Origin of the sequence: Thiomicrorhabdus sp. Kp2 (assembly GCF_000478585.1) — a bacterium.
Lineage (GTDB): Bacteria > Pseudomonadota > Gammaproteobacteria > Thiomicrospirales > Thiomicrospiraceae > Thiomicrorhabdus.
In genome coordinates this window covers 567,040-591,385 of record NZ_ARWI01000001.1, presented here as the reverse complement: position 1 = coordinate 591,385, position 24,346 = coordinate 567,040, and the positions used below count along the sequence as shown (strand labels likewise).

Genomic DNA, 24,346 nt, shown 5'->3' with positions numbered 1-24,346 from the left:
TTTACCAAAAAGTGGACAGTTTATGTCAGGTCAGTTTATTACTTTAGAAGGCACCGAAGGTGCTGGAAAATCTACCAATTTAGTTTTTATTCAAGAGTGGTTAACCGCACAAGGTATTGACCATATTGTGACACGTGAACCTGGTGGAACAGAAATTGGTGAGGCGATTCGTGAAGTCTTATTAAACAAAGACTACACGGCGATGCATGAAGAGACTGAATTGCTTTTAATGTTTGCTGCACGTGCTCAACATTTACAAGAGAAAATATTGCCTGCCCTTGCGCAAGGTAAATGGGTAATTTCTGATCGTTTTACCGATGCCACCTACGCTTATCAAGGTGCGGCACGCGGCATGGAATTTGACCGTATTGCTGAGATTGAACATTGGGTTCAACAGGGGTTTTTCCCTCATACGACTTTTATTTTTGATTTACCGATTGAGGTAGGTATGGCGCGTGTGGCCTCTCGTGGCGGTGAGACGGATCGTTTTGAACAAGAGAAACATGACTTTTTTGAAAAGGTACGTTCAGCCTATTTAAAACGTGCCGAGATGGCGCCTGAACGTTATACCGTTTTAGATGCAAGCCAACCCTTAGAACAAGTGCAGGCAGACATTGTGGCGCGTTTACAAATGATGCGAGGTGTGTAGGTGGATTCTATTCAACCAGCCTATGTTCTATATCCTTGGTTACAACCCCAATGGCAACAATGGCAACAGCTGCAAGGGCGCTTAGGCCATGCTTATCTATTTGCGGGGCCAAAAGGTATTGGGGTTGAACCTTTCATTCAAGATGTGGCTCAGTCGGTTTTTTGCAAAAATAATCAAACAGGCCAGGCTTGTGGGCAGTGCTCAAGTTGTCATCTGTTTTTAACCCAACAACACCCAGATTTTTTTGAACTGAAACGTTTGGAAGATAAAAAAGAGATTGCGGTCGATCAGGTGAGAAGCCTGATTTATAAACTGAATGAAACCTCACACCAAGGTGGTTATAAAATAATCTGGATTGATGGTGTTGAATACATGAATCAATCGGCTTTTAATGCCTTGCTTAAAAACCTTGAAGAGCCTGCCTCAAATACGTTGTTTTTATTAAGCACACACCAGGTTGAACGTTTACCCGCCACCATTAAAAGCCGTTGCCAGCAACTTAATTTTACCCCACCTGCCATGTCCCAGGCCATTGATTGGTTGCATAATAATGCACCACAAGCCGATGAAGCCTTAATTAAACGTGCCTTACGTTTAAATTGGGGCGCACCGCTTCAAGCCTTAAACTGGATTGAGAGTGGTTTGTTCGATGAAGACAGCCAATGGCGAAATGATTTAAAACAGATTCAATCTGGGCGCAAAACCGCTTCTCAGGCGGTGGCTGAGTGGTTAAAGTTTAAAGAACCAGAACGTGTGTTTGATTATTTTTATCAATGGACGGTTTCCGCTGTTCGCTCAGTTATGTATCAAACCCAGGCTCAAGAACAAACGGCTTCTACTGCCCAGGTTCAAAACTGGTTGCGTTTTCAGCAAGCTGTGCTCACCGCCAAACAAAATTGGTTGGCTAATGCCAATAAAGAGTTGGTATTAGAAAGTCTTTGTTTGGAATGGTTAAGCATTCAACAAAGTGAAGAGCCACTAGAGAGTGTATTTAAATCCAAAATTCAAAAAGGAATGTTAGCGTGATAGTTGATTCACATTGTCATCTTAATATCTTGCCTGAAGATAAAGTCGGGAACATTGATGAAGTCATTGCCAAAGCGAAAGAGCTGGGGGTAGAACGTATTTTATGCGTGGCAATCAATCCTGGCCAATGGCAAGAAGTGATTGATTTAGCGGATAAGTACGAATGTGTTTATGCCTCTATTGGCGTACATCCGTGTGAAGACAAAAGTGTTGCGGTAACGGATAATGAGTTGATTCAGTTTGCATCGCACCCAAAAGTCATTGCAATTGGTGAAGTAGGGCTGGATTACTTTCATTTTGAAGATGAAGAAGATATGACTTGGCAGCATGACCGTTTTAAACAACATATAAAGATTGCTAAACAACTCGATAAACCGCTGATTATTCACACGAGAAATTCTACCCCAGATTGTTTAAGCATTCTTGAGCAAGAGGGCGCACAAGACGTGGGTGGCATTATGCACTGTTTTGTTGAGGATATGGCTACTGCACAAAGAGCGATGGAGATTGGTTTTTATATCTCTTTTTCAGGCATTGTGACCTTTAAGAATGCCAAAGAGTTGAAAGAGGTGGCCACAGTTTTACCTCTAGATAAGATTTTGGTGGAGACGGATTCACCATACCTTGCTCCAATGCCGTTCCGAGGTAAAACCAATCAACCTGGTTACACAAAATATGTTGTGCAAGAAATTGCGGATTTAAAAGCGTTGCCATTTGATACGGTAGCGAATGCCACTACGGAAAACTTTAACCGACTATTCAAACTAAATTAAAAGAGTAACGTAATGAGAGGTATGACGGCCGAAAAACCACGCAAAGTTAAAGTTACGGCTTCTTCGGAACGCTCTTATACTTGGCAACGCATTTATGATTTAGTGGTTCAGCATAAGCCTGAGCTGATTAAGGCGAATATTATCGCGTTATTTGCCATGCTTGCCACTGTGCCTCTACCTCTATTGCTGCCAATTTTGGTCGATGAAGTTTTATTGGATAAACCAGGATTTATCGTCGAATCTCTTCAAAAACTTGTCTCACCTGATTGGTATGGTCCAATCTATTACATTACCGCCATTACGATTATCACCATCCTATTGAGAGGGATAGGTTTATTGTTGGGTGTTTGGCAAATGCAGCAATTTACCGTGATTGCAAAAAACGTCACCTTTAGAATTCGAAAAGACCTTCTTGCACGTGTGCAAGGTGTTTCTATGGCGCAATACTCGTCGATGGGCAGTGGTAGCGTTTCAGCCACCATGTTGAATGATGTGAATACCATTGACACGTTTTTAGGTACAACCGTTAGCAAACTCATTATTGCCCTGTTTTCTCTGGTGGGTGTGAGTGCGGTTTTGTTTTGGTTGAATTGGCAGTTAGCGGTGTTTATTTTGCTTTTTAACCCAGTTGTGGTCTATTTCACCATGCTGATGGGACGTAAGGTTAAAACCCTTAAAAAAGATGAAAACAGCGCAGTGGATGCTTTTCAGCAGTCTTTAACCGAAACCTTAGATGCGTTGCAACAGGTCAGGGCGGCCAATCAAGACAGCAGCTTTTTTAATCGGGTGAGGGATAACGCCTTCTCGATCAAAAAACACTCTGAGGCCTTTACCTGGAAGAGTGATGCGGCTAGCCGCTTCTCTTTTATGATATTTTTAGTTGGATTTGACCTCTTTAGAGGGGTTGGTATGTTGATGGTGGTGTTCTCTGATTTGTCTATTGGGCAAATGATTGCGGTATTTGGTTACCTTTGGTTCATGATGGGGCCTGTTCAAGAATTGCTAGCCATTCAATATGGTTACAGTGCTGCAAGCGGCGCTTTACAGCGTATTAATGAGGTTTTGGATTTAAAACAAGAGCCTAAATACCGTGAAGAGATTAACCCTTTTAACGAAAAAACTGCGGTTTCGGTTGCGGTTAAAGATTTAGAATTTTATTACCCTGAGAAGAGTGAATCTGTATTAAAGAGCTTAAATTTTAAGATTGAAGCGGGTGAAAAGCTCGCTTTGGTTGGAGCAAGTGGTGGTGGCAAAACTACTTTGGTTCAGTTGTTGCTAGGGTTTTATGAAGCCACTTCTGGGCAGGTTTTGTATAACAATATACCGATTACCCAAATAGGCCAGTCGGTGGTTAGAGCTAATGTGGCTACGGTTTTACAGCACCCAGCGTTGTTTAATCAAACCATACGTTTTAATTTAACTATGGGGCAAAATTTACCTGATGAAATTCTTTGGCAAGCGTTAAAGCAAGCACAACTTGCCGAGACCATTCAGGCATTAGATAAGCAGTTAGATTCTATTGTTGGTAGAAATGGCATCAAGTTATCTGGTGGGCAAAGACAACGTTTAGCGATTGCACGTATGATTTTGCAGGATCCAAAAGTGGTGATTATGGATGAAGCTACTTCCGCTTTAGATATGGAAACCGAAAGACGTTTATATGAAGATTTAGCGCCTTTTTTAGAAAATCGAACAACGTTGATTGTGGCACACCGTTTAAGCTCAATTCGCCAAGCGGATAGAATTATGGTGTTTGAAGATGGGCATATTATTGAATCAGGTAGCCATGATGAATTAATGGCTCAAACAGGCACATATCACAAGCTTTATCGCTAATAAGTGTTCACTAGGTGGATGAAGTTCTGTTACTGATTAGGTATTGTTTTACTTTATAAGGCGTAAAAACAGGAGAAAAAGATGTTTTCGCACAAAAAATTAATCGATGGTATTGGAATATTTTGTTTATTAATGTCATCAATAGCTTTTGCGGCCAAAGGGCCTTCTCCTGAATCGGTTGATGGAGCAACAACCATCGGTGCAGAGCAGGCTAAAAAACTGTGGAAGCAAGGTGCAACCTTTATTGATACCCGAAAAGATTCTGATTGGGAAGCGGGGCGTGTTCCTGGTGCGGTTCATATCAATATTAAAAACCCTGAGTTTAACAAAGAAAATATTTTGACTCATATCGGTTTAAATGACGCAGTTATATCCTATTGTAATGCCGAAAAATGTCATAGAGCGGCATCAGGGGCAAAGAAATTAGTTGAGTTTGGCTTTACTAAAGTTTACTACTACAGAGATGGTTTTCCGTCATGGAAAAATGCTGGCTATCCATATGAATAATAATAAGAATTAGGGTAAATAATTATGTTTAAATCACTTAGAACCAGAGTTGAAATCTACACAGTTTTAACCATTCTTTTTACGGCGGCTATCTTAATTGCCGTGTTCTCTTATCAATTATTCCAATCTAAACAAAACTTGCTTAATGCCATGGCTGGCAAGCAGATATCTATTTATAAAACGGTTTTAGACAAGACCATTTCTCAAATGGAAAAAAATGTTTTTGCCTTTACCCGTGATGAGGGACTGTTTAACGCCATTCAAACGTCGGATAAACAAGCTATTTCAGACCGAATCTCTCCAACAGTAAATCGATTAGAAGCCACTCAAACAGCGTCAAACGTTCGTTTATTGGGGGTTGATGGTACGGTTTTATTTAGTCGTAACAAAAATGACAGCAGTGCAATAAACCTTGAACTTGCCAAGCAAGCTGTTTCAGAATTAATGATAACCCGAGGTTTGGAATCGGTTAACGGTTCTCCAGAAGTGCACTTTGTTTTTCCGCTTACCAATAAAGGTCAAGCATTTGCGGTTGTTGATATTGTTATGGATTATGCAATGTTAGCCCCAAGCCTAGCTGAAATTGGGGAGACACGTTTTATGTTGTTTAATCTGCAAGGGCAGTTAATTACCCACCTAGATAAACAGATTGAAGATGCCTTTATAAGTACCGGCATGGATGTAACCAGTTATGGCATAGATAAGTTTGTTTATGGTGATAAAAGTTACAGTAGCGTTACGCAACCGTTAACAGATATTAATGGCAAAACCGTTGCTTATGTAGCAACCCTAACAGATGACACGGAAAGGCATAACTCTCAAGAGTTCTCTTTTATGGTCGGAACTTTAGCAATTATTCTTTGGATTATTATTGCTTTTACCTTAACTAAAATTCAATTTATAAAAGCTTTTAAACCGCTTGAAAACATGAAAAAAGTGGTTGATAGTATCAGTAAAAATGGTGACTTTAGTAAACGAATTCCTGTTGTCTCTAAAGATGAAGTGGGTGAAGCTGCCGAAGCTATTAACAATATGATTGATACACTGCAAAAAGCAATCTCTGAAAGTAATTTTGTAATGAACGCCGTTGCAAATGGTGATTTTTCCCAACGTATTACAGGTGCTCACAAAGGTGATTTAGAGACTCTTCAAACCGCGGTTAACCAATCTACCCAAGCGGTAGAGTTTTCAATGAAAGAGATTATCACGCTTGTGCACGCATTAAGTAACGGTGACTTTTCAGCGAGGATGGATGATAATGTTGACCCTAATATTCGCCATGAAGTAGAAAGCTCTCTAAGAATGATGAGTGATGTGATTTCTAATGTAAACACGGTTTTAGAACACATGGCCGATGGCGATTACTCTACACGCGTTACGGTTTCAGCCAATGGTGAACTAAAGCTAATGGCCGATAGTGTCAATAGTCGTGTAGAGCAGACGGATCAAGCACTGAGCGAAATTTCAGATGTTGTCACCGCGCTTGCAGAAGGCGATTTAACCAAACGCATAACCTCTGTTTTTGGTGGTAAGTTTGGTGATGTATCTAACGCATTAAATGGCTCAATCGATAATCTCGCAAAGCTGATTTCTGATACCACTCACGGTGTTCATAACCTTACTGATAATGTCGAGCAAATTTATCAAGGTAGCCAAGACTTAAATGACCGCACGCAACGTCAAGCGGCCTCACTAGAAGAAACCACCGCAACTATGGATCAAATTATGTATGCGGTACAGCAAACAACTGATAACGCTCAATCGGCTAATCAGTTGGCAACATCAGCAAGAACTCAAGCCGATAATGGCGCAGAAGTTATGCGCAGTACAATTGAATCAATGGGTGATATTAAACAAGCCAGCCATAGAATTGAAGAGATTATTAGCTTAATCGATAGCATTGCTTTCCAAACCAATCTGTTGGCTCTTAACGCCGCAGTAGAAGCTGCCAGAGCAGGCGAACATGGCCGTGGTTTTGCCGTGGTTGCGGGTGAGGTTAGAAACTTAGCAGGTAAATCATCAGATGCCGCTCGTGATATTAAAGCGTTAATTGAAAATGCGGTGAATGCGGTTGAACAAGGGACAGAAAGAGCAGAACGCTCTGATGAAGCTTTACAGCACATTACCGAAAGTATCCGCAAGGTAAGTGATATTGTGGCTGAAATATCAAAGGCATCTGGAGAGCAAGCGCACTCAATTACTCAAGTAGGGCAGGCTATTGGTGAGATTGATACCGTTACACAGCAAAACGCTGCTTTAGTTGAAGAGAGTACCGCAGCATCAGAAACCATGAAGTCTGAAGCCTCATCACTGGCAAGCTTAGTTGCAAAATTTAAAGTCTAACTAGTCTTTAAATACAAAAAGCTTATAACCAATAAAAAAACCGAGTTAAAACTCGGTTTTTTTATGAAAATGACCAGAAAAATAAACAAGCTACCAGGCCTGGTAGCTTAGATCGCTTTACTTAGCTTTACAATCTAGGTGGTAAGCCACCTGCATGGTATTTTCCAACAAAGTCGCAATCGTCATAGGGCCAACGCCACCAGGCACAGGTGTAATCCAACTAGCACGTTCTTTAGCGGTATCATACTCAACGTCGCCACAAAGCGTTCCATCGTCCATACGATTAATGCCCACATCAATCACAATCGCACCCTCTTTAATCCACTCACCTTTTACCATGTTTGGAATACCTACACCAACAACAACCAAGTCCGCTTCTGAAACTTTTTGTGCTAAATCTTTAGTTGCGCTATGGCAAACAGTCACAGTAGCACGCTCATTAAGCAATTCAAGCATCATTGGAACACCTACAATATTAGATGCGCCAACCACAACTGCATTCAAACCGCGGAGAGGAATGCCTGTTTTAGCCAGCATTGTCATTACACCATGAGGTGTGCAAGGCGCAAGCTGTGGCATACGAGTCGCCAATCGGCCTACATTGTATGGGTGAAAACCATCTACATCTTTACAAGGGTGAATGCGCTCAATAATCTCTTCTGGATCAATATGGTCAGGCACGGGTAACTGAACAATAATCCCGTGAACACTGTCATCCGCATTTAACTTATCAATCAACGCCAAAACCTCTTCTTGAGAAGTTTCAGCTGGAAGTACTTCAGAAACGTCATTAAAGCCCGCTTTTTGACAAGCAATCTTTTTATTACGTACATAAACTTGAGAAGCAGGATCCTCACCAACCATAATAACGGCCAGGCCTGGTGGTTTTTTACCTAAAGCCACCTGTTTCTCAACTTCTTGTTGAATTGAATCACGTAGTTCGGCGGCAATGGCCTTACCATCTAAAATTTGTGCAGACATCGTATTAATCATCCTACATAGAGTAAAAAATTGCTGTTTATCATAACCGATTTTTACAAAATATAAATTTCAGAATCATTTATATCCTTTATACCGATAGTTAATGTTTGTGATTTAGAGCCAAAAAAACCGCTTTAAAATAAGAATCAATAAGTTAGCAACATACAACGGAGCAAGCGCCTTTTAAGGCTGTAAATAAAATGCAAAAAAACATAAAAATATTCATTTTTGTTGTTGACAGGTTAGGGGGGCGTCTATACAATACGCCCCATCTTACGGAGTGTAGCGCAGCTTGGTAGCGCACCTGTTTTGGGTACAGGTGGTCGGGGGTTCAAATCCCTCCACTCCGACCATATTCTTATTGAATTGAAAATGGTCACATTCTCAGTTCAATAGTCAAAAGGTTCGATAACGCGCCCATAGCTCAACTGGATAGAGCATCGCCCTTCTAAGGCGAGGGTTTCAGGTTCGAATCCTGATGGGCGTACCATATTTATGGTGTGTTCATCACGCCATCTATGGCGGATGTAGCTCAGTTGGTAGAGCCCAGGATTGTGATTCCTGTTGTCGCGGGTTCGATCCCCGTCATTCGCCCCACTTTTTTCTTTCTTATTTTATAGTTCAGCTCTGCTTCACTTGAAGCCTAATCTCATTTTTTCTTATTTCTCTTAAACTTTCTTTTTTTATTTCAAAGTAAATAGTCTTTTCTGATATCTGCATTGTTTTTATGCACCAAAATAGTATTTTTTTGAGTCAAAACAAGTCATTTAGTTCGTTTTGTTTTTGAAAATATAACCTAGTTGCTGTAAATACGCCGTTTCAAACAGTTGGTACTTCAATTGCTTATATGGTATTACCCTTTTCTTAATTAGTAATACTGGAGTAGTGATATGAAGTCTAAAGTAATCTCTAAAACGTTTGGTTTGGTAGCGGGTCTTGCGATGAGTGCCATGTCCTGGCAGGCAAATGCGGCTGAGCCGTTAAAAATTGGTTATAGCGATTGGCCTGGCTGGGTTGCTTGGGAAGTGGCGATTGAGAAGAAGTGGTTTAAGGAAGCAGGGGTTGATGTCAAGTTTGAGTGGTTTGACTATGTCGCTTCAATGGATGCTTATGCGGCAGGTAAGTTAGATGCTGTGCATATGACGAATGGTGATGCTTTAGTAACGGGTTCAACTGGCGCACCAAGTGTGATGATTTTGCTTAATGACTACTCTAATGGTAATGATATGGTGGTTGGTAAGCAGGGTGTGTCTTCCATTAAGGATTTAAAAGGTAAAAAAGTTGGGGTCGAAGTTGGTTTTGTGGCGCATTTAATGTTGCTTACCGCTTTAGAAGCAAATGGCATGTCAGAGTCTGATGTGACTTTGGTTAATGTACCAACCAATGAAACTCCACAGGTTCTAGCCTCTGGTGAAGTGGATGCTATTGTTGCTTGGCAACCTAGTTCAGGCCAGGCATTAAGTATGGTGCCAGGTTCTAAAGCGGTATTTACCTCTGCGGATAATCCAGGGATTATTTATGATGGTTTGTCGGTTAATCCAGCCAGCCTATCTGCTCGTAAGAAAGAGTGGGAAACCGTGTTAAAGGTTTGGTACAAAACAGTGGATTACATTAACGATCCAAAAACACGCGCTGATGCTGTAAGTATTATGGCTTCTCGTGCTGGTCTATCTGCTGAAGAATATGCACCATTCCTTAAAGGAACTAAGCTGTTAACTTTAGAAGAAGCCAAAGCGGCTTATAAAAAAGGTGATGGATTAGATTCGATTTATGGTTCTTCAAAAGTATCAGATGACTTTAACGTTGCTAACAAGGTCTACGATACACCACAAGATATCAATGTCTATTTTGATGCTTCTTTAACAAACGGTCTTTAATTTTATCTGCTTTTTTGATTAATCCTCCAGGCCTGGTAGCTTTAAAAGTTACCAGGCCTGGTCATTTCTAAAGTTGTAATCATGGGGTCTCGCATGAAAACAAGTTCACGTTTTTTTAGACATGACGATGCTTTGTTTCCAACAATTATTGCTCTGTTTTATGTAATGAGCACTTATTTTTTTGGATTTGGATTAATGCTTTCCGAGTCTTTATGGTTAAACCTGGTTGGGATTGTTTTGTTAGCCCACGCGATGGTAATAGCCGCCTACCTAATTCATGAAGCAGCACACTTCAGTGTTTTTAAAAACAAAAAACACAATCGTTGGTTTGCTGAGTTTTTATTGTGGATAACGGGTAATAGTTACTCTAATTTTGAAGATATCCAACGCAAACACAATCGCCATCATAGTGATAGGGCGGACATTGTTTCATTTGATTTTAGGCCAATTTTAGAAAAGCATCCCGTTGTTTTAAAAGGGATTAAAACTTTAGAGTGGTTCTATATACCCGCGCTTGAAGTTTTAATGCACCTGCTTGTATTAATACTGCCTTTTGTAAAAGAAAATAGAAAACACAATCGGTTAAGAATTCTTATCGTACTTGCTTTAAGAGTTACCTTATTTACCTGGTTAGCATCCATTTCTATCCATATTCTATGGTTATACCCATTAGCCTATATGCTGTTTTTAACGGTCATGCGATTTATGGATGTTCACCAACACACCTATGAAGTGTATGAAACTTTAGATTTACCTAGAGGTGCCGAGGCGCGTTTAAGAGACCGTGAGTTTGAAGAGCATAATACTTACTCAAATTTACTTTCTGTTAAGTATCCTTGGGTTAATTTATTGGTGTTAAATTTTAGTTACCACAATGTTCATCATGAACAGCAATTGCAACCCTGGTATCGCTTGCCTAAGTTGCATAAGGAGATGTTTGGTGATGAATATCAGCAAATTCTGACCTTTAAACACCTAATTAAAAGTTTTCATAAATACCGAGTGCCTCGCATTTTAAATGGCGACCCGATTAATTTACCTGTTAAAAAAGAGGAAGGTGAAACCTTTATTGGGGTTGATGGCGTCTCTTTTTTAACTGCACATTGATTCAAGTGAGAACCGCATGACTCAAGTTAAAAAGTTCTGGCCAATCTTAACAGGCCAACATACCTATGAAAAAACGCTTTCTACTCGTGGTGTGGGCCAAGGTCAAATTATTAAAGCACCGATTTTGGCTTATTTAATTGAAACCAATAATGGACGAATTTTGTTTGACGTAGGTTGTGATTACCAAAAAATTCAGCAGCCAGACTTGCGCCAAAAATATTATGAACATGACGGTTTTCCGTTTGGTCCGCCAGAGATGGAAGAGGAGCAGCAGTTACCTAATAAACTACAAATTTTAGGTTTACAGCCAGAGGATGTCGATGTGGTGTTTTGTAGCCATTTACATTTTGACCATGCGGGCGGATTATGTGAGTTTTGTCATGCCGAGGTGCATGTTCATGCACAAGAGATGAGTGCCGCTAAAAACCTTGAAGACGAAGCCTACTTTACCTCTGATTTTGATTTGCCTCTTAACTGGAAAATTCAAACAGAGGAGTATGACTTGGTGCCAGGTGTAAGAGCCATTGAAACACCTGGGCATACCGCCGGACATATGTCCATGTTCATTGAATTACCTAAAGGCCAGCCAATTATTCTTGCGGGTGATGCAGCTGATTTAGTTGAGAATATAGAACAAGAAATTCCACCAGGCCTATGTTGGCAAGACAATGAAAAAATGGCAATTGAGAGCATTCAAAAGCTTAAACAGTTTAGCCAACATAACCAGGCTAATCTCTGGCCAAATCATGATTGGGATTTCTTTCAAAGACACAATCGTTTCCCTAACTTTTTTGAATAGTAATGGCTATAGATTCTATGCAATTAAAAACCTTTAAAACCCTCTGGGGAAACACCTTGCCGATTGACCAGGCCTGTCAAGATGCCATTCAAAAAGGCTTTAGTGGCATTGAAGGTCAAGCTCCACAACAGCGTATTGAGCAAGCTAAATGGCATAATACGTTGCAAGAGACTCAGTGCAATTACATTGCTGAAATTGTGACAGGTGGGGATTACGTGCCAAATAGAAACTGGAGCGAAAATCAGCATTTAGACGACATTAAAAGACAGCTGGATGATTCAATGCCTTTAAACCCTCTGTTTGCCACCTGCATAACAGGGTGTGATGCTTGGGAAGAATCTCAATCAATCAAATTTTTTGAGCAAGCCATGCAAATTGGCCAAGACTATGGCATAGATGTCTGTTTTGAAACCCACCGAAGCCGCTCTTTATTTAACCCATGGATTACCCGTAAAGTGGTTAAAGTCTTACCAGAGATTAAATTAACTTTAGATATCAGTCATTGGTGTGTGGTATGTGAACGTTTAATGGACACTGAAATGGATGTGATCCACGCAATAAAAAGCAACGTTCATCATATTCATGCAAGGGTTGGTTATGACCAAGGTCCGCAAGTGCCACATCCAGCAGCACCAGAGTATGCAAAAGCATTAAAGTCGCATCAGCGAGTTTGGGAGACTGTTTGGCAAGCCCAGTTTGCAAAGGGATTTGCAGTGACCACCTTAACGCCAGAATTTGGGCCAGACGGTTATTTGCATTTACAACCATTTACCCAAATGCCAGTGGCCGATTTATCTGAAATAAATCAGTGGATGAATCAAATTGAACAACAGCAATTTTTAGAGGTGTTTTTGTAATGGAAATCGGATTAACCCAAGCCGTAAATTATCAGGCTGCGGCTAAAGATAAACGACCTGTATTAGTGCTATTGATTGCTTCGATATTTTGGGGGTTAAGTTGGTGGCCGCTAAAGTCACTGCATCAAATGGGGTTTGATGGGCCGTTTATTATTTTTGTAGCCTACGGATTATTAAGTTTGCTGTTTTTACCGATTTTATGGCGCTTTAGAGCCTCACTCAAAAACAATCTTAAACCCTGGTTATTAATTGCCGTGCTTGGGGGCGGTGCCAATTTAGCCTTTAACTATTCGTTAATTTATGGCGATGTGATTCGAGTGATGGTGTTGTTTTATTTATTACCACTTTGGGGTGTGTTAGGCGGTAAATTTATATTAAAAGAACGTGTGCCCATGTTAGGTTGGTTAGCAGCAGGCCTGGCAATTTCGGGGGCGTTTTTAGTGGTTGGAGGTGTTGAAGTATTTGAATCACCACCAACGTGGATCGATTTTTTAGCATTGCTTTCTGGCTTTTTATTTGCCATGAACAATATCGCTTTTAGAGGCGTGCAATCTCTGCCTGTTGTCGTAAAACTTAGTGCTTTGTTTATCGGCACAATGCTGATGTCAGGCATGTTGGTATTCAATCAAGGCATTCACCTAGCCTCTGAAATACCTTCAATGGCATGGTTGTGGTTAGCCGCATTTGGTTTAATCTGGTTATTGATCTCTAATCTCGGTTCTCAGTGGGCGGTGACACACATGCCAGCAAGCCAGTCATCCATTATTATGATTATGGAGCTGGTTGCAGCGGTTGTTTCTGCTATGTTACTAAACGGCGAAACATTGAATTTAATTGAAGGCTTGGGCGCCGCATTAATCTTGAGTGCAGCCCTAATTGAGGCATTAAGAACTCATAAAGATTCAGATACTTAGTTAACAGAAGCTACGCCCTTTTTTACAGGGAGTGCTATGCTCTGATGGTAAGTTACAAAAGAAAAAGTTAAAACGACCACACCCCGCAAGGGGGTATAAAGGCCTGGTCGTTTTATTCATTCAAGTCGAAAGGTTATTAGGATTTTGCGTTGCGTTCTTTTATCCAGTTTCGCCAACCGCCTGTATGCGTGATATCGGTTGCGCCTTCTATGCCACAAGGTTCGCAAATAAATCCAACTACTTGTCTGCCATCAATCAGTTCTACTTTACCTAAACCTAAAGGGGATGGGATAAGGGCTAAAAAACTGCCTAAATGTTGTTTAGGCATATTCCAGATTTCTAATTCAATCGATTCTCCGCCTTCGGTCTGTTTTACCAGGCCTGGTTTAAGAATAGCGCCACCTGCTAGTTCATAAAACGCATATTTAGGTGCGGTTTGAGTGGTTTCTAATAAAGTTGCACCGCGTTCAATCAATTGACTATTGAGTGGAAAACCGACTAAATGCGCACCAACTACCGCTAATGGAATGGTTTGCATATTGTTGAATAGTTGAGGATTGGCTTGTGGAACTTCTAAAAACCGTGCGCCAGAGGCTTCTACAAACTGTGGGTGAAGTGTGTCCGTTAGTTGCATTAAACAGCGGTCTGCGCCAGCGGGTGCAAAGAAAGTCACCCCTGTTGGTAAACTATCTTTTCTAAACCCTGTTGGCATTGCAATGGCTGCATAATCTAATAAATTCATAAAGTTGGTGTAAGTACCTAACTTTGAATTTAAGCCAATTGGGTCTTGTTTAACCGCATTGATTGCATAAATCGTCGGTGTGGTCGGGGTCATCATGCAATCAATGCCATGTTGTTGCCATAAAATTTCAGTTTCACGCTGGGCTTTTTGTAGGGCGTAACTACCTTGATAAGCATCGGCGGCCGTAAGGTTTTTTGCGCCTGCAATAATGCTTGCTACGCTTGAATCCATAATGGATTCATGTTCTTTAAAAAACGCTTCAATGGCAACAAAACGTTCGGCCACCCAAGCTCCACCATAAAGCAGTTTTGCGGTGTCTATCCAGACTTTAAATGGCACGGTTTTGATTTGATAGCCTAGTTTTTCTAAACTGGATACGGTTTCGCTAAAGTTTTGTTGAGCTTGTGCATCGCCATCAAAAAACAGGCTTTCGTTACCTGGAATACCAATAATGGGTTTTGCCTGCCAAGCAGGGGGCGTCATTTCATTTTCGTGGCGACTGAATTCATCGGCTTCATCAAATTGTGATGTCACATCAAACACTTGGTAAGCGTCTTGTGAATTGAGAGCAAAAATGCTCACCACATCTTGCGAGCGAACCGCAGGTACAACCCCTTTGGTGCTTAATAACCCCTTTGAAGGTTTAAGGCCAATTAAATTGTTAAAGGCGGCTGGCACTCGGCCAGAACCTGCGGTGTCTGTTCCTAATGAAAAACTGCATAAATTTAAGGCTAAAGAGACCGCAGAGCCAGAACTTGAACCACCAGAAATTTTGCTAAAGTCAAAGGCGTTATGGCACTCTCCATAGGGTGATCGAGTACCGACCAGGCCTGTTGCAAATTGATCCATATTGGCTTTGGCAATGGGAATAGCGCCTGCGTCAATTAACGTTTGCACAACCGTGGCCGATTCTTTGGGTACATAGCGATACTCTTTACAGGCCGCCGTGGTAGGAATATTGGCTAAATCAATATTATCTTTAATCACAAATGGCACGCCCCATAAAGGCAAGCTATTGGGTTCTGATTGCTCAAGACGGCTTAAATAAGGTTCAAGTTCGGCTTCTGTTAGTTGGTGAATAAACAGGTTGTAATCTCGGTAGTCAACAGCTTTATTCAATAGCGTTTTGATTAACTCTCTTGGCGTTAAGCTCTTTTCTGAGTAGGACTGTTTTAAAGAGGTTAATGTTAAATTAAGTTCTTTCATCTTTATGCCTCAGCTTCCAGTTCAAGCACCATTAAGTTTTGACCTGTTTGAATAAGATCACCTTCATTAACCAAAATTTCAGTGACCGTACCTGATGTTTCAGCCACAACAGGTATTTCTATTTTCATGGTTTCTAAAATGGCGATGGTGTCGTCTTCTTGCACTTTATCGCCAGGTTTAACTTGTAGTTTCCATACACTGCCTGTAATAGGGGACGTTGCAGCTTCAAAGCCTTCTGGGATTTCAGTCGCGACCTCATTTTGAATCTCTTCTTGGGCGGTTTCGGCTTCAAAATTGGCTAGGCCTGATTCTTCCCAGTACTGTCTTTCGGCTTCAAACGCACCTTGTTGTTGAGCTTGAAATGCTTCAATCGTTGTTGTGTTTTCAGCTAAGAAAGCTTGGTATTTATTTAAAGAGAGTTCAGTCTCTTCAATCTCAATATCATAACGCCCTAAAGGGAAGTCTAAACGGGCCTGCGCCAGCTCTTCTTCTGAAACAGGGTAGTATTGAATTTGGTCAAAAAAGTCTAATAACCACGGTTTGCCAACGGGGAAGTTGTTGGTAATGTGATAAGGGTTCCACATTTGAATGGTTCTACCCACAAACTGGTAACCACCTGGGCCTTCCATGCCATATACACACATATAGGCACCACCAATCCCCACGGCATTTTCGGGTGTCCAGGTTCTGGCTGGGTTGTATTTTGTGGTCACTAAACGATGGCGAGGGTCAAGCGGAGTAGCAACGGGGGCTCCCAAATAAACATCGCCTAAGCCCATAACTAAATATTTAGCGTCAAAGATAATTTTTTTAACGTCTTCAATGCTCTCTAAGCCATTGATACGGCGAATAAATTCAATATTACTTGGGCACCAAGGGGCATTAGGGCGAACCGTTGTCATGTATTTTTCAATAGCGAGTTTGGTGCTTGGGTCATCCCAAGAGAGCGGTAAACGCACAATACGGCTTTTAACGGTTAAATCTTGACCAGATGAAATTTCTTCTTCTAACTGGATGAGTTTTTGAATAATTTCTGATTGGGTAATCTGTTTAGGGTCATAGTGAACCTGCAATGAACGAATACCTGGCGTTAACTCTTTTAAAAATGACCAGGCCTGGTTATCTAGGTCTTCTTTATGGGTTTTTAAACGTTCATATAACACTTGAATACGAAAACGTAACGCTAAATCGAGCTCCATTTTGCCGTATTCAATCAAAACATGGCTGTCACCAGAACGGCGGTATTTAACACCAAACTCATGCTCATCTGCCGAGGTTTCATGGGCAATACAAGATTGCTCAGTGGATTCAGGTAAATAAGGTAGCTCAAGGGTGGTTGGAGTGTCTAAATCTGCAATGGCTTTTTCATAATGAGCAATCGCCAGTTCAGCCGTTTCAATCGATACCGCTTTAAAGCGTACCTTATCTCCAGGACGAAGCTGTCCCATTTTCCATTGTTCTGCTTCAATAATGGTCGCTGGGCAAACAAAACCACCTAAACTTGGGCCATCTTGCGCCAAGATAACGGGCATATCGCCCGTAAAGTCAATGGCACCAATTGCATAAGGGTTGTCATGAATATTAGATGGGTGTAAGCCTGCTTCGCCCCCATCTTTACGTGCCCATTTTGGTTTTGGCCCAATTAAGCGAATACCTGTACGGCTTGAGTTGTAATGCACTTGCCACTCAGCAGCAAAAAAGGTTTCAATATCTTGTTCTGTAAAGAAATCGGGGCAACCTTGTGGGCCGTAGATGACGGCAATTTCATATTGATTTGTTAATGCAGGAATAACCTGTTTTGGCAGGCCTGGTAACTCTTGATTGTCTTCAATATCGGTTAAACGTAATACATCACCAGTACGCAATAAACGACCACCGTGACCACCAAACTTACCTAATGAGAAGGTGGTTTTACTGCCCATATAATCTGGCACATCAAAACCGCCGAGCACCGCTAAATAAGCTCGTTGACCAATATCTTTAATCACTTTAGATTTTAATTGTTGACCCGCTTTAACATGAATAGCTTGCCATTGTGGAATAGGTTGTTTATCTAGCGTGGCTTGAATGTCAGCACCTGTAATACAGATAACCGTGTCTTTATCAAAGGTGAGACCCACACCCGATACAGTCATCTCTATGGTTGCGGCATCTTCGGGGTTGTTTAAACAGCGGTTGGCTAAACGGTGCGATAAAGAATCCATTGGCCCTGATGGTGGTACACCAATATCCCAAAAGCCAACTCGACCTGGGTAACTGACTATCATAGAGTGTGTACCAGGGTTGGTCACTTCAATGGTATTAGGCGTGTGCATAAAGTGATTTAAAAATTGCGTGTAAAGACCGCTACCATTTTTAAATTTATCAGAATGACTTAGCGCACCTAAATAAACAATGTTGGTTTCAAAACCATCAATTTTTGTAGTGTCCATAGCCTGTTGCAGTTTTTTAACGGCTTCTTCTCGGGTATTGCCTTTAACAATAATTTTGGCCAACATTGGATCATAAAATGAGCTGACTTCTATTCCACGGTCACACCAAGTATCTACACGGCAGTTTTCTGGCATAGTCCAACCCGTTAATTTACCCGTACTAGGTTGAAAGTTTTTAAATGGGTCTTCTGCATAAACGCGTACTTCTATGGCGTGACCTTGGGCGGGCTGAATTTGTTCGGCAGTAAGCGGCAGTTTGGCTTCATAAGCCACTTTAACCATCCATTCAACTAAATCGACGTTTCTAACCGCTTCGGTAATACCGTGTTCAACTTGCAGACGCGTATTGACCTCTAAAAAATAGTATTCATTGGTGTCGGCATCGTAAACGTATTCCACCGTTCCTGCGGATTTGTAGCTAACTAATTCACCTAAACGAACGGCATGGGCTTCCATCTCGGCTACTTGGTCACGGTTAATGTCTACGGCAGGGGTTTCTTCAACGACTTTTTGGTTACGACGTTGTAAAGAGCAGTCACGTTCACCAAAAGAGACGACATTGCCATTACCGTCACCAAAAATTTGAATTTCAATATGACGCGCATTCACCACAAATTTTTCTAAGAAAATACCGCTTTGTCCAAAAGAGTTTTGGCTTAAACGGGCGACTTGTTCAAAGGCTTCTGATAGCTCTTCTTGCGAGTTGCATTTTTGCATACCAATCCCGCCGCCGCCTGCTGTACTTTTAAGCATAACAGGGTAGCCAATGCGATTGGCTTCAGAAAAGGCGTGGTCTAATGTGTCTAAAAGTCCCGATCCTGGCAGTAGGGGTACTTTGGCTTCAATCGCTAAATCTCTGGCAATGTGTTTTAAACCAAAGTCACGAATATGTTGCGGTTCTGGGCCAATAAAACGAATGCCTGCAGCTTCGCAAGATTCGGCAAAACTAGTGTTCTCACTTAAAAAACCATAGCCAGGATGAACGGCTTCAACACCACGTTTAATCGCTTCTTCTAAAATAAGGGGTACGTTTAAGTAGGTTTCTGTGGCGACATTACCTGGTAAAAAAATGACTTCATCGGCATGTTGAACATGTAACGATGCACGGTCGGCATCTGAGGCTAAGACCACAGACTGAATATTCATTTTTTTAAGGGTACGAATTATTCTTGTCGCAATAGCACCACGGTTAGCGATGAGCACTTTATTAAACATAGTTGTTTCCTTTTCAGACCGTTCTGAAGCGATTTCTACCAGATTGGGTCGTCCCAATTGGCTGTAATTTTGTAAGTGTGTTTTTTGTTGCTAAGTTTTAACGTTTATTCCCAAATCACCATCTCAACTGGGGTTGGGTTGTAGCCATTGCATGGATTATTTAACTGTGGACAGTTAGAGACTAATACCAATACATCCATATGAGCTTGCATCTCTACATAACGCCCAGGGGCGGAGATACCATCATCAAAATCAAGATGACCATCTGGCGAAACCGGCACATTCATAAAAAAGTTGATGTTGCTTGATAGGTCATCTTTAGTCATTGCTTTATCAGAGTGACAGCCGCATTTTTCTGATTGCATATTGCCCAATGCCATTAAAAAAGAGTCACGGCAAGAGTGCATATGGCGTTTTTCAATGGCGTAACGCACGGTATTACTCTCAGCGGAACAGGCTCCACCAATGGTGTCGTGGCGACCGCAAGTGTCGTCTACAATGGTTAACATTGGATTGCAAAGGTTTGACTGTAATACGCTGCCTGTTGTTAAATAAATATTGCCTTGTTCACGAATCGTGTCAGTGGCTGAATAGCGTTCAGCATGGTCTTTAGCATTGTAAAAAAGGGTATCAACCGCTTGGTTACCTTCAAGATCCACAATTCTAAAATACTGGCCTGCTTTCACTTCGTGCATCCATGGGTCACCCGCAGCCACTACTTCACGATAAACGATACGATTTTCATCAAAAGTTGGTTTAGTCATTTGGGTTCTCTCCATAAAATACTTTGGTGTTGTAATAGGCTCTTTGATTCTCTGCTCGGTGTAAACGACAAGGGTCGTTTTGTGCAACAGGCAGGGCTTTATAAACACTCAATTCGATTGGTTTAGGGGCATATTCTGGATGAGTATCCATTGGGTGTTGAGCGGTTGATAAGCTAACAATGCAGTCCATTTCAAAGCGTAAATCAACATAATCTCCCGCTTTAGAATTATTGGTAATAAAAGTCATAGCGCCATTGTCTTCTACACGAACCTTGCTAAACCAGTTAATGTTTGGCATCACATCACTGGCATTTAAACCCCATTTACCGAGTTCATTAATTAAGCTGTCATAGCCATTTTTAAAGTAGTCGTTGTGCGCTTCCTGGTAAGGTTTTTTGCCGTACTTTTTTTGCACAATAGCGGCGTTAGAAAGACCACCGATGGTGTCATGCCAACCACAAGTGTCGACAATAACTGAGCACATGACTCTTCCCATATCGCTAAAACACATATTGGGCGTGGTTAAAAAGGCCGTTTTTTGGGCTTTTAACGTATCTGGCATGTTGTAACGTTCGTTTTTGACTTCGAGGTTATTAATGAGCATGGCCACGTTTGCTCCGCCTTCAATATCGGTTAAACGTAAAACCGTACCGCGACGAATTACACCAGACCAGTGTGCACCACCTGGAAGGTGTTCTTGCCAGATTAAGCCGTTGTATTGGCTGGGTTGGTTTGTATCCGTCATTTGACTTCTCCTGTGCTTTTTTCAGTGCTGTAAATAGGCGGTAGAGCCGATTGGGTTAAGTAAAGATTGGCATTTTTTACGCCACGATTCGCCATCATCTCATCGCTGATTTTTTTTAAATCTTGCGCTGGCCCTTGCATTAAGTTGACCTCTAAAGTGTGCTGATCCATAAGTTGAATTTGTGTACTAGAGATAATTTCTGCAACATATTGATGTTTAAGTTGATTTAATTTTTGTTGTAGGCCTGGTACTGAGTGGTTATAGACCATAGTAAAGGTGCCAGCCATAATCTCATTAGTGTAGTTTTGGCTAAAAGAGGCGGCTTCTTTACGAATAATGTCTGCTAATAAAGCGGAGCGATTACTAAATCCACGTGCTTGCATCAGGTTATCCAGTTCATCAATCACGCTAGAGGGAAGTGATGCACTGGTTCTAATGAGTTTATTGTTATGTTGTGTCATATTAAAAAATATCCGGTACTTCTGAATTGACTGAAACCATGCGAACCATACTGAGTTTTTCTTCCATGTTTTCTTCCTCTTGTGGAGGGTGAACCAACTTTTCTAGATACGCTTTGGTGGCTAAAAATTCTGGACTGAGAAGTGTGTCTTCTTTTCTAGGACGGGGCAGAGGAACACTTAAAGTTTCTAAAACTCGTCCAGGGTTAGCTTCAAGAATTAAGATTCTGTCAGCTAAATAAATGGCTTCATCTAAATCGTGAGTGATAAAAAAGACGGTAATGTCGATGTTTTGCCAGATTTCTAATAGATAGCGTTGCATTTTTAAACGGTTTTGCGGATCTAAGGCAGCAAAGGGCTCGTCCATCAATAAAATTTTAGGCTGATTGGCTAAGGCTCTAATAATGGCTACACGCTGTTTCATACCACCAGACAGTTGATGAGGATAGGCGTTGGTAAATTTTTCTAGACCGACTAAATCAATCCATTGAAAGGCTTCAGCTTCGGCCTGGTTTTTGGACATACCCCCTTCAGTTAAACCAAACATCACGTTTTGTTTCACCGTCATCCACGGGAATAACGAATAACTTTGAAACACCATGCCTCTATCTGGGCCAGGGCCATCAACCAATTCGTCGTCAATATGAATCGCACCCACTTCGTGAGTTTCCAGGCCTGCTATTAAACGAGCAAGGGTCGATTTACCACAACCAGAAGGGCCAACTACACACACAAACTCACGTTTATAGGCCGTAAAATCAATGGCATTGAGCACATTAACCTTTTTACCTTTATGCTCAAAGGTCTTGTGCAAATCCGTAATGGTTAACGCTTTTGGACGATTTAATATGCGTTGGTTACGCTCTTTAATTTCAGGGGTATACCAATTGGCTAATGGATGAATCTTTTTTAACATCTGTTGCTCCTCTTTGCTCAATTGATTATTTTGTTGTATGCCAAGGGAATAAACGCTTGCCAATTTGTGCCAAAATCATATCGGTAATCAAGCCGATTAAGCCGATGATTAAAATGGCCGCAAACACATTATCAAAATTTTTGTAACGAGCTTGCTGCGTAATAAACCAAGTAATCCCCGAGCTTGTTCCAATCAATTCCGCCACAATCAGGTAAGTCCACGCCCATCCAAGTAGGATGCGCATATCACGGTAAAGGTCAGGCAATATGCCAGGTAATACCACGCGTCGAATCATGCGAAAGCCTTTGCAACCTAAGGTTAATGAGGCTTCTACCAAAGCCATATTTAACTTGCGGGTGGTTGTGGCGACAATCAGTACCATTTGAAAAAAGGTTCCAATAAAAATAATGGCGATTTTAGGGGCATCATAAATACCCAAAATAGCCACCGCTAGGGCACCAAAGGCGGGAGCGGGTAAGTAGCGAAAAAATTCAGTAAAGGGTTCAATCAGGTGTGATGCAGCACTGTAAGTGCCCGCTAAGATTCCTAATGGAACACCAAATAACATCGCCCAAAAAAAGCCCCAAGCAATCACTTGAATAGAGTGCCATAAACTTTCATGCAACCAAGGCTCACTACTGCGTTTTGGCGGGGTTGTAAATGCAGTATATAGTGCCGTTACTACCTCGTGTGGTGCTGGCAAATAAACGGGATTGGCTGGATTACCTTGTGGAAGAGTAGCGATATCAATTTGTGGGTTTTCTGCAATCTTTTGATCTCTTTCTCGTTGAAAAACTTCTTTATCTATTAGAGAGCCTTCACGAAAGTAACTCACACCACCAGCTTGAGTGATTTCGACTTGTGGATGCCAAATAAACGGTGTATAGCTCACTAAGCACCAAAGAAAAATAGGAATGGCGAAACTGGCAAAAGTCAGTAAGCGAGCGGATTTTTTATCGACAGGTGTTCGTGGTGTTGTCCAACTTTTCAGCATATTCATAAGTGCACTCATCTTTTTAGTTGAGATGGTTTAAATGGTATTACTTTTTTATAAAAAGGTAATAAGCACTAGGTATGCCATTTATAATTTATTCCTATTTAATAATATTTCTATTGTAGTGTTGTGTGTTTAGGAAGCTATATATGTATTATTTTGGTTCAAATGCAAACCAAAATGAATCAGTTGTGTTTTGAGATGGGCTAGGTCAGTTTACGAATAGAAGTTTGACCAGATGAGAGAGGCTGGATTTGGCCATTCACACGAATCAAAGCTTGGCCTTGGGCATTTATGCCTAAATAGAAACCAGGTTTTTTTGAATTTAAGTCTTCTGCGGTAATCAGTTGAATCGGTTCTTCGATGGCAAATAGGTCATGGTCTTGCCAGTAATCAAGCAGTTCAATAAGCGAAAAATCTAACAGTCCTTTTGAGGGGGCTTGTGGAGCAGGCGACTCGACTTTTTGAAACAAGGTGTCAATCAATTCCTGAGTATTAAAATCACTCACACTGCTGGCTGTTTCAATTAATTCGTTGTGATTACGGTTAATGCCAATGCCAATGATTAATGACCTGTATTCTTTTTTTATGATTTGTTCAATCAAAATTCCCGCGACTTTGCCATGTTGGTTATAGAGGTCATTAGGCCACTTTAAGTAGAGTTTATCGCCAGTAAGTTCTGTTAAGGTTTGATGCAATAGTTTGGCAATATGCAAACTTACCAGGCCTGGTAGTTCCGCTTTTATGGGTAATGGATAAGCTAAAGATAAAATGGCTGAATGGTCATTGGTTTGCCAAACACGGTTTTGTTGACCATAGCCCGCAGTTTGTTGTTGAGTCGTGCAAAAAACAGGGTGAGAGGGTCGATGCTCTGACACGTAATCTTTTAAATAACGATTAGTTGAATCGATGATTTTCAATTTAATTACAGAATAGTTTGGGCTCAAAATAATGACTCTTGTTAGTTAAGTCTTAATGTCGGAAGTATTGTAACTAATTCCCAACGCTCTCTTTTGCTGTTTTAGTTATCACTTAGTAGGTGGGCTTATGTTTTTTTTGTAATGAATTGAGTGAAGATTTGTATATTACTTATTTAAGTGTAAATACTTAAAAAAATGGAAATGTCGTAACTTGTCGGTAACATGTCGGAAAAGAGTGCTATTTACTGTACCTAAGTACAATATTAATACCTTTATATTTCTATA

General features: G+C 41.1%; 20 protein-coding genes and 3 tRNA genes. 14 read left to right on the top strand and 9 right to left on the bottom strand.

What is annotated here, in order from left to right; translation table 11 throughout:
• The first annotated feature begins 22 nt into the window (after positions 1-22).
• From tmk to A379_RS02785, 6 genes are all read left to right on the top strand, one after another.
• Positions 23-649, top strand: a complete 627-nt coding sequence (tmk, locus tag A379_RS02810; RefSeq protein WP_040725573.1) for a dTMP kinase — start codon at positions 23-25, stop codon at positions 647-649.
• Positions 650-1,675 (top strand): DNA polymerase III subunit delta', encoded by a 1,026-nt coding sequence (gene holB / locus A379_RS02805; protein WP_051144959.1) that lies wholly within the window; start codon positions 650-652, stop codon positions 1,673-1,675.
• The gene (locus A379_RS02800) at positions 1,672-2,448 is read left to right on the top strand and encodes a TatD family hydrolase (protein WP_040725570.1); all 777 of its coding nucleotides are present in this window, start codon (positions 1,672-1,674) and stop codon (positions 2,446-2,448) included. The genes holB and A379_RS02800 overlap by 4 nt, the downstream gene beginning before the upstream one ends.
• 21 nt (positions 2,449-2,469) lie before the next feature.
• Positions 2,470-4,284 carry an ABC transporter ATP-binding protein gene (locus tag A379_RS02795; RefSeq protein ID WP_051145235.1) on the top strand — a complete coding sequence of 605 codons (1,815 nt, stop codon included), beginning with the start codon at positions 2,470-2,472 and terminating at the stop codon, positions 4,282-4,284.
• An 81-nt stretch (positions 4,285-4,365) separates the two neighbouring features.
• Positions 4,366-4,791 carry a rhodanese-like domain-containing protein gene (locus A379_RS02790; protein ID WP_051144958.1) on the top strand — a complete coding sequence of 142 codons (426 nt, stop codon included), beginning with the start codon at positions 4,366-4,368 and terminating at the stop codon, positions 4,789-4,791.
• Positions 4,792-4,815: 24 nt separating this feature from the next.
• Positions 4,816-7,134, top strand: coding sequence for a methyl-accepting chemotaxis protein (locus A379_RS02785; protein WP_051144957.1), 2,319 nt, complete (start codon positions 4,816-4,818; stop codon positions 7,132-7,134).
• Positions 7,135-7,251: 117 nt separating this feature from the next.
• Here A379_RS02785 and folD read toward each other — a convergent pair whose 3' ends face one another.
• Entirely contained in the window at positions 7,252-8,115 is an 864-nt protein-coding gene (gene folD / locus A379_RS02780) for a bifunctional methylenetetrahydrofolate dehydrogenase/methenyltetrahydrofolate cyclohydrolase FolD (protein WP_040725568.1), read from the bottom strand.
• A 276-nt stretch (positions 8,116-8,391) separates the two neighbouring features.
• Here folD and A379_RS02775 point away from each other — a divergent pair.
• The 8 genes from A379_RS02775 (at position 8,392) to A379_RS02740 (ending at position 13,669) form a co-directional block, all read left to right on the top strand.
• Positions 8,392-8,468 (top strand) — tRNA-Pro (locus A379_RS02775).
• A gap of 60 nt (positions 8,469-8,528) precedes the next feature.
• Positions 8,529-8,605, top strand: a tRNA-Arg gene (locus A379_RS02770).
• A 31-nt stretch (positions 8,606-8,636) separates the two neighbouring features.
• Positions 8,637-8,712: transfer RNA gene (locus A379_RS02765), tRNA-His, on the top strand.
• A gap of 293 nt (positions 8,713-9,005) precedes the next feature.
• Complete coding sequence (locus A379_RS02760; RefSeq protein ID WP_040725566.1) at positions 9,006-9,992, top strand: ABC transporter substrate-binding protein; 987 nt, start codon at positions 9,006-9,008, stop codon at positions 9,990-9,992.
• Positions 9,993-10,085: 93 nt separating this feature from the next.
• Positions 10,086-11,099 (top strand): fatty acid desaturase, encoded by a 1,014-nt coding sequence (locus A379_RS02755; protein WP_040725565.1) that lies wholly within the window; start codon positions 10,086-10,088, stop codon positions 11,097-11,099.
• A 16-nt stretch (positions 11,100-11,115) separates the two neighbouring features.
• Positions 11,116-11,898, top strand: a complete 783-nt coding sequence (locus tag A379_RS02750) for an N-acyl homoserine lactonase family protein (protein WP_040725564.1) — start codon at positions 11,116-11,118, stop codon at positions 11,896-11,898.
• 2 nt (positions 11,899-11,900) lie between these two features.
• Positions 11,901-12,755, top strand: coding sequence for a sugar phosphate isomerase/epimerase (locus A379_RS02745; RefSeq protein ID WP_232744808.1), 855 nt, complete (start codon positions 11,901-11,903; stop codon positions 12,753-12,755).
• Positions 12,755-13,669, top strand: coding sequence for a DMT family transporter (locus A379_RS02740; RefSeq protein WP_051144955.1), 915 nt, complete (start codon positions 12,755-12,757; stop codon positions 13,667-13,669). The genes A379_RS02745 and A379_RS02740 overlap by 1 nt, the downstream gene beginning before the upstream one ends.
• Before the next feature lie 136 nt (positions 13,670-13,805).
• Here A379_RS02740 and atzF read toward each other — a convergent pair whose 3' ends face one another.
• The 8 genes from atzF to A379_RS02700 form a co-directional block, all read right to left on the bottom strand.
• Positions 13,806-15,617: an allophanate hydrolase gene (atzF, locus tag A379_RS02735; protein WP_040725563.1), complete on the bottom strand. Its 1,812-nt coding sequence runs from the start codon at positions 15,615-15,617 to the stop codon at positions 13,806-13,808.
• A gap of 2 nt (positions 15,618-15,619) precedes the next feature.
• On the bottom strand, positions 15,620-19,264 hold the full coding sequence (gene uca / locus A379_RS02730) for an urea carboxylase (RefSeq protein ID WP_040725559.1): 3,645 nt from the start codon (positions 19,262-19,264) through the stop codon (positions 15,620-15,622).
• 104 nt (positions 19,265-19,368) lie between these two features.
• The gene (locus A379_RS02725) at positions 19,369-20,028 is read right to left on the bottom strand and encodes an urea amidolyase associated protein UAAP2 (RefSeq protein ID WP_040725556.1); all 660 of its coding nucleotides are present in this window, start codon (positions 20,026-20,028) and stop codon (positions 19,369-19,371) included.
• A complete protein-coding gene (locus A379_RS02720; protein WP_040725555.1) occupies positions 20,021-20,773 on the bottom strand; it encodes an urea amidolyase associated protein UAAP1 in 753 nt (250 codons plus the stop codon). The genes A379_RS02725 and A379_RS02720 overlap by 8 nt, the downstream gene beginning before the upstream one ends.
• Positions 20,770-21,234: a CopG family ribbon-helix-helix protein gene (locus A379_RS02715; protein ID WP_040725554.1), complete on the bottom strand. Its 465-nt coding sequence runs from the start codon at positions 21,232-21,234 to the stop codon at positions 20,770-20,772. The genes A379_RS02720 and A379_RS02715 overlap by 4 nt, the downstream gene beginning before the upstream one ends.
• A 1-nt stretch (position 21,235) precedes the next feature.
• On the bottom strand, positions 21,236-22,147 hold the full coding sequence (locus tag A379_RS02710) for an ABC transporter ATP-binding protein (protein ID WP_040725553.1): 912 nt from the start codon (positions 22,145-22,147) through the stop codon (positions 21,236-21,238).
• Between the two features lie 25 nt (positions 22,148-22,172).
• A complete protein-coding gene (locus tag A379_RS02705; RefSeq protein ID WP_232744807.1) occupies positions 22,173-23,147 on the bottom strand; it encodes an ABC transporter permease in 975 nt (324 codons plus the stop codon).
• 200 nt (positions 23,148-23,347) lie between these two features.
• Complete coding sequence (locus A379_RS02700; protein WP_255325087.1) at positions 23,348-24,061, bottom strand: biotin--[acetyl-CoA-carboxylase] ligase; 714 nt, start codon at positions 24,059-24,061, stop codon at positions 23,348-23,350.
• Positions 24,062-24,346: the final 285 nt, after the last annotated feature.

What these genes read in the sequence shown, in the direction of transcription:
- tmk (WP_040725573.1), top strand. Translation starts at nt 23, where the DNA reads ATGTCAGGTCAGTTTATTACTTTAGAAGGCACCGAAGGTGCTGGAAAA.
- A379_RS02795 (WP_051145235.1), top strand. Translation starts at nt 2,470, where the DNA reads ATGACGGCCGAAAAACCACGCAAAGTTAAAGTTACGGCTTCTTCGGAA.
- A379_RS02790 (WP_051144958.1), top strand. Translation starts at nt 4,366, where the DNA reads ATGTTTTCGCACAAAAAATTAATCGATGGTATTGGAATATTTTGTTTA.
- A379_RS02785 (WP_051144957.1), top strand. Translation starts at nt 4,816, where the DNA reads ATGTTTAAATCACTTAGAACCAGAGTTGAAATCTACACAGTTTTAACC.
- folD (WP_040725568.1), bottom strand. Translation starts at nt 8,115, where the DNA reads ATGTCTGCACAAATTTTAGATGGTAAGGCCATTGCCGCCGAACTACGT.
- A379_RS02760 (WP_040725566.1), top strand. Translation starts at nt 9,006, where the DNA reads ATGAAGTCTAAAGTAATCTCTAAAACGTTTGGTTTGGTAGCGGGTCTT.
- A379_RS02755 (WP_040725565.1), top strand. Translation starts at nt 10,086, where the DNA reads ATGAAAACAAGTTCACGTTTTTTTAGACATGACGATGCTTTGTTTCCA.
- A379_RS02750 (WP_040725564.1), top strand. Translation starts at nt 11,116, where the DNA reads ATGACTCAAGTTAAAAAGTTCTGGCCAATCTTAACAGGCCAACATACC.
- A379_RS02745 (WP_232744808.1), top strand. Translation starts at nt 11,901, where the DNA reads ATGGCTATAGATTCTATGCAATTAAAAACCTTTAAAACCCTCTGGGGA.
- A379_RS02740 (WP_051144955.1), top strand. Translation starts at nt 12,755, where the DNA reads ATGGAAATCGGATTAACCCAAGCCGTAAATTATCAGGCTGCGGCTAAA.
- atzF (WP_040725563.1), bottom strand. Translation starts at nt 15,617, where the DNA reads ATGAAAGAACTTAATTTAACATTAACCTCTTTAAAACAGTCCTACTCA.
- uca (WP_040725559.1), bottom strand. Translation starts at nt 19,264, where the DNA reads ATGTTTAATAAAGTGCTCATCGCTAACCGTGGTGCTATTGCGACAAGA.
- A379_RS02725 (WP_040725556.1), bottom strand. Translation starts at nt 20,028, where the DNA reads ATGACTAAACCAACTTTTGATGAAAATCGTATCGTTTATCGTGAAGTA.
- A379_RS02720 (WP_040725555.1), bottom strand. Translation starts at nt 20,773, where the DNA reads ATGACGGATACAAACCAACCCAGCCAATACAACGGCTTAATCTGGCAA.
- A379_RS02715 (WP_040725554.1), bottom strand. Translation starts at nt 21,234, where the DNA reads ATGACACAACATAACAATAAACTCATTAGAACCAGTGCATCACTTCCC.
- A379_RS02710 (WP_040725553.1), bottom strand. Translation starts at nt 22,147, where the DNA reads ATGTTAAAAAAGATTCATCCATTAGCCAATTGGTATACCCCTGAAATT.
- A379_RS02705 (WP_232744807.1), bottom strand. Translation starts at nt 23,147, where the DNA reads ATGAATATGCTGAAAAGTTGGACAACACCACGAACACCTGTCGATAAA.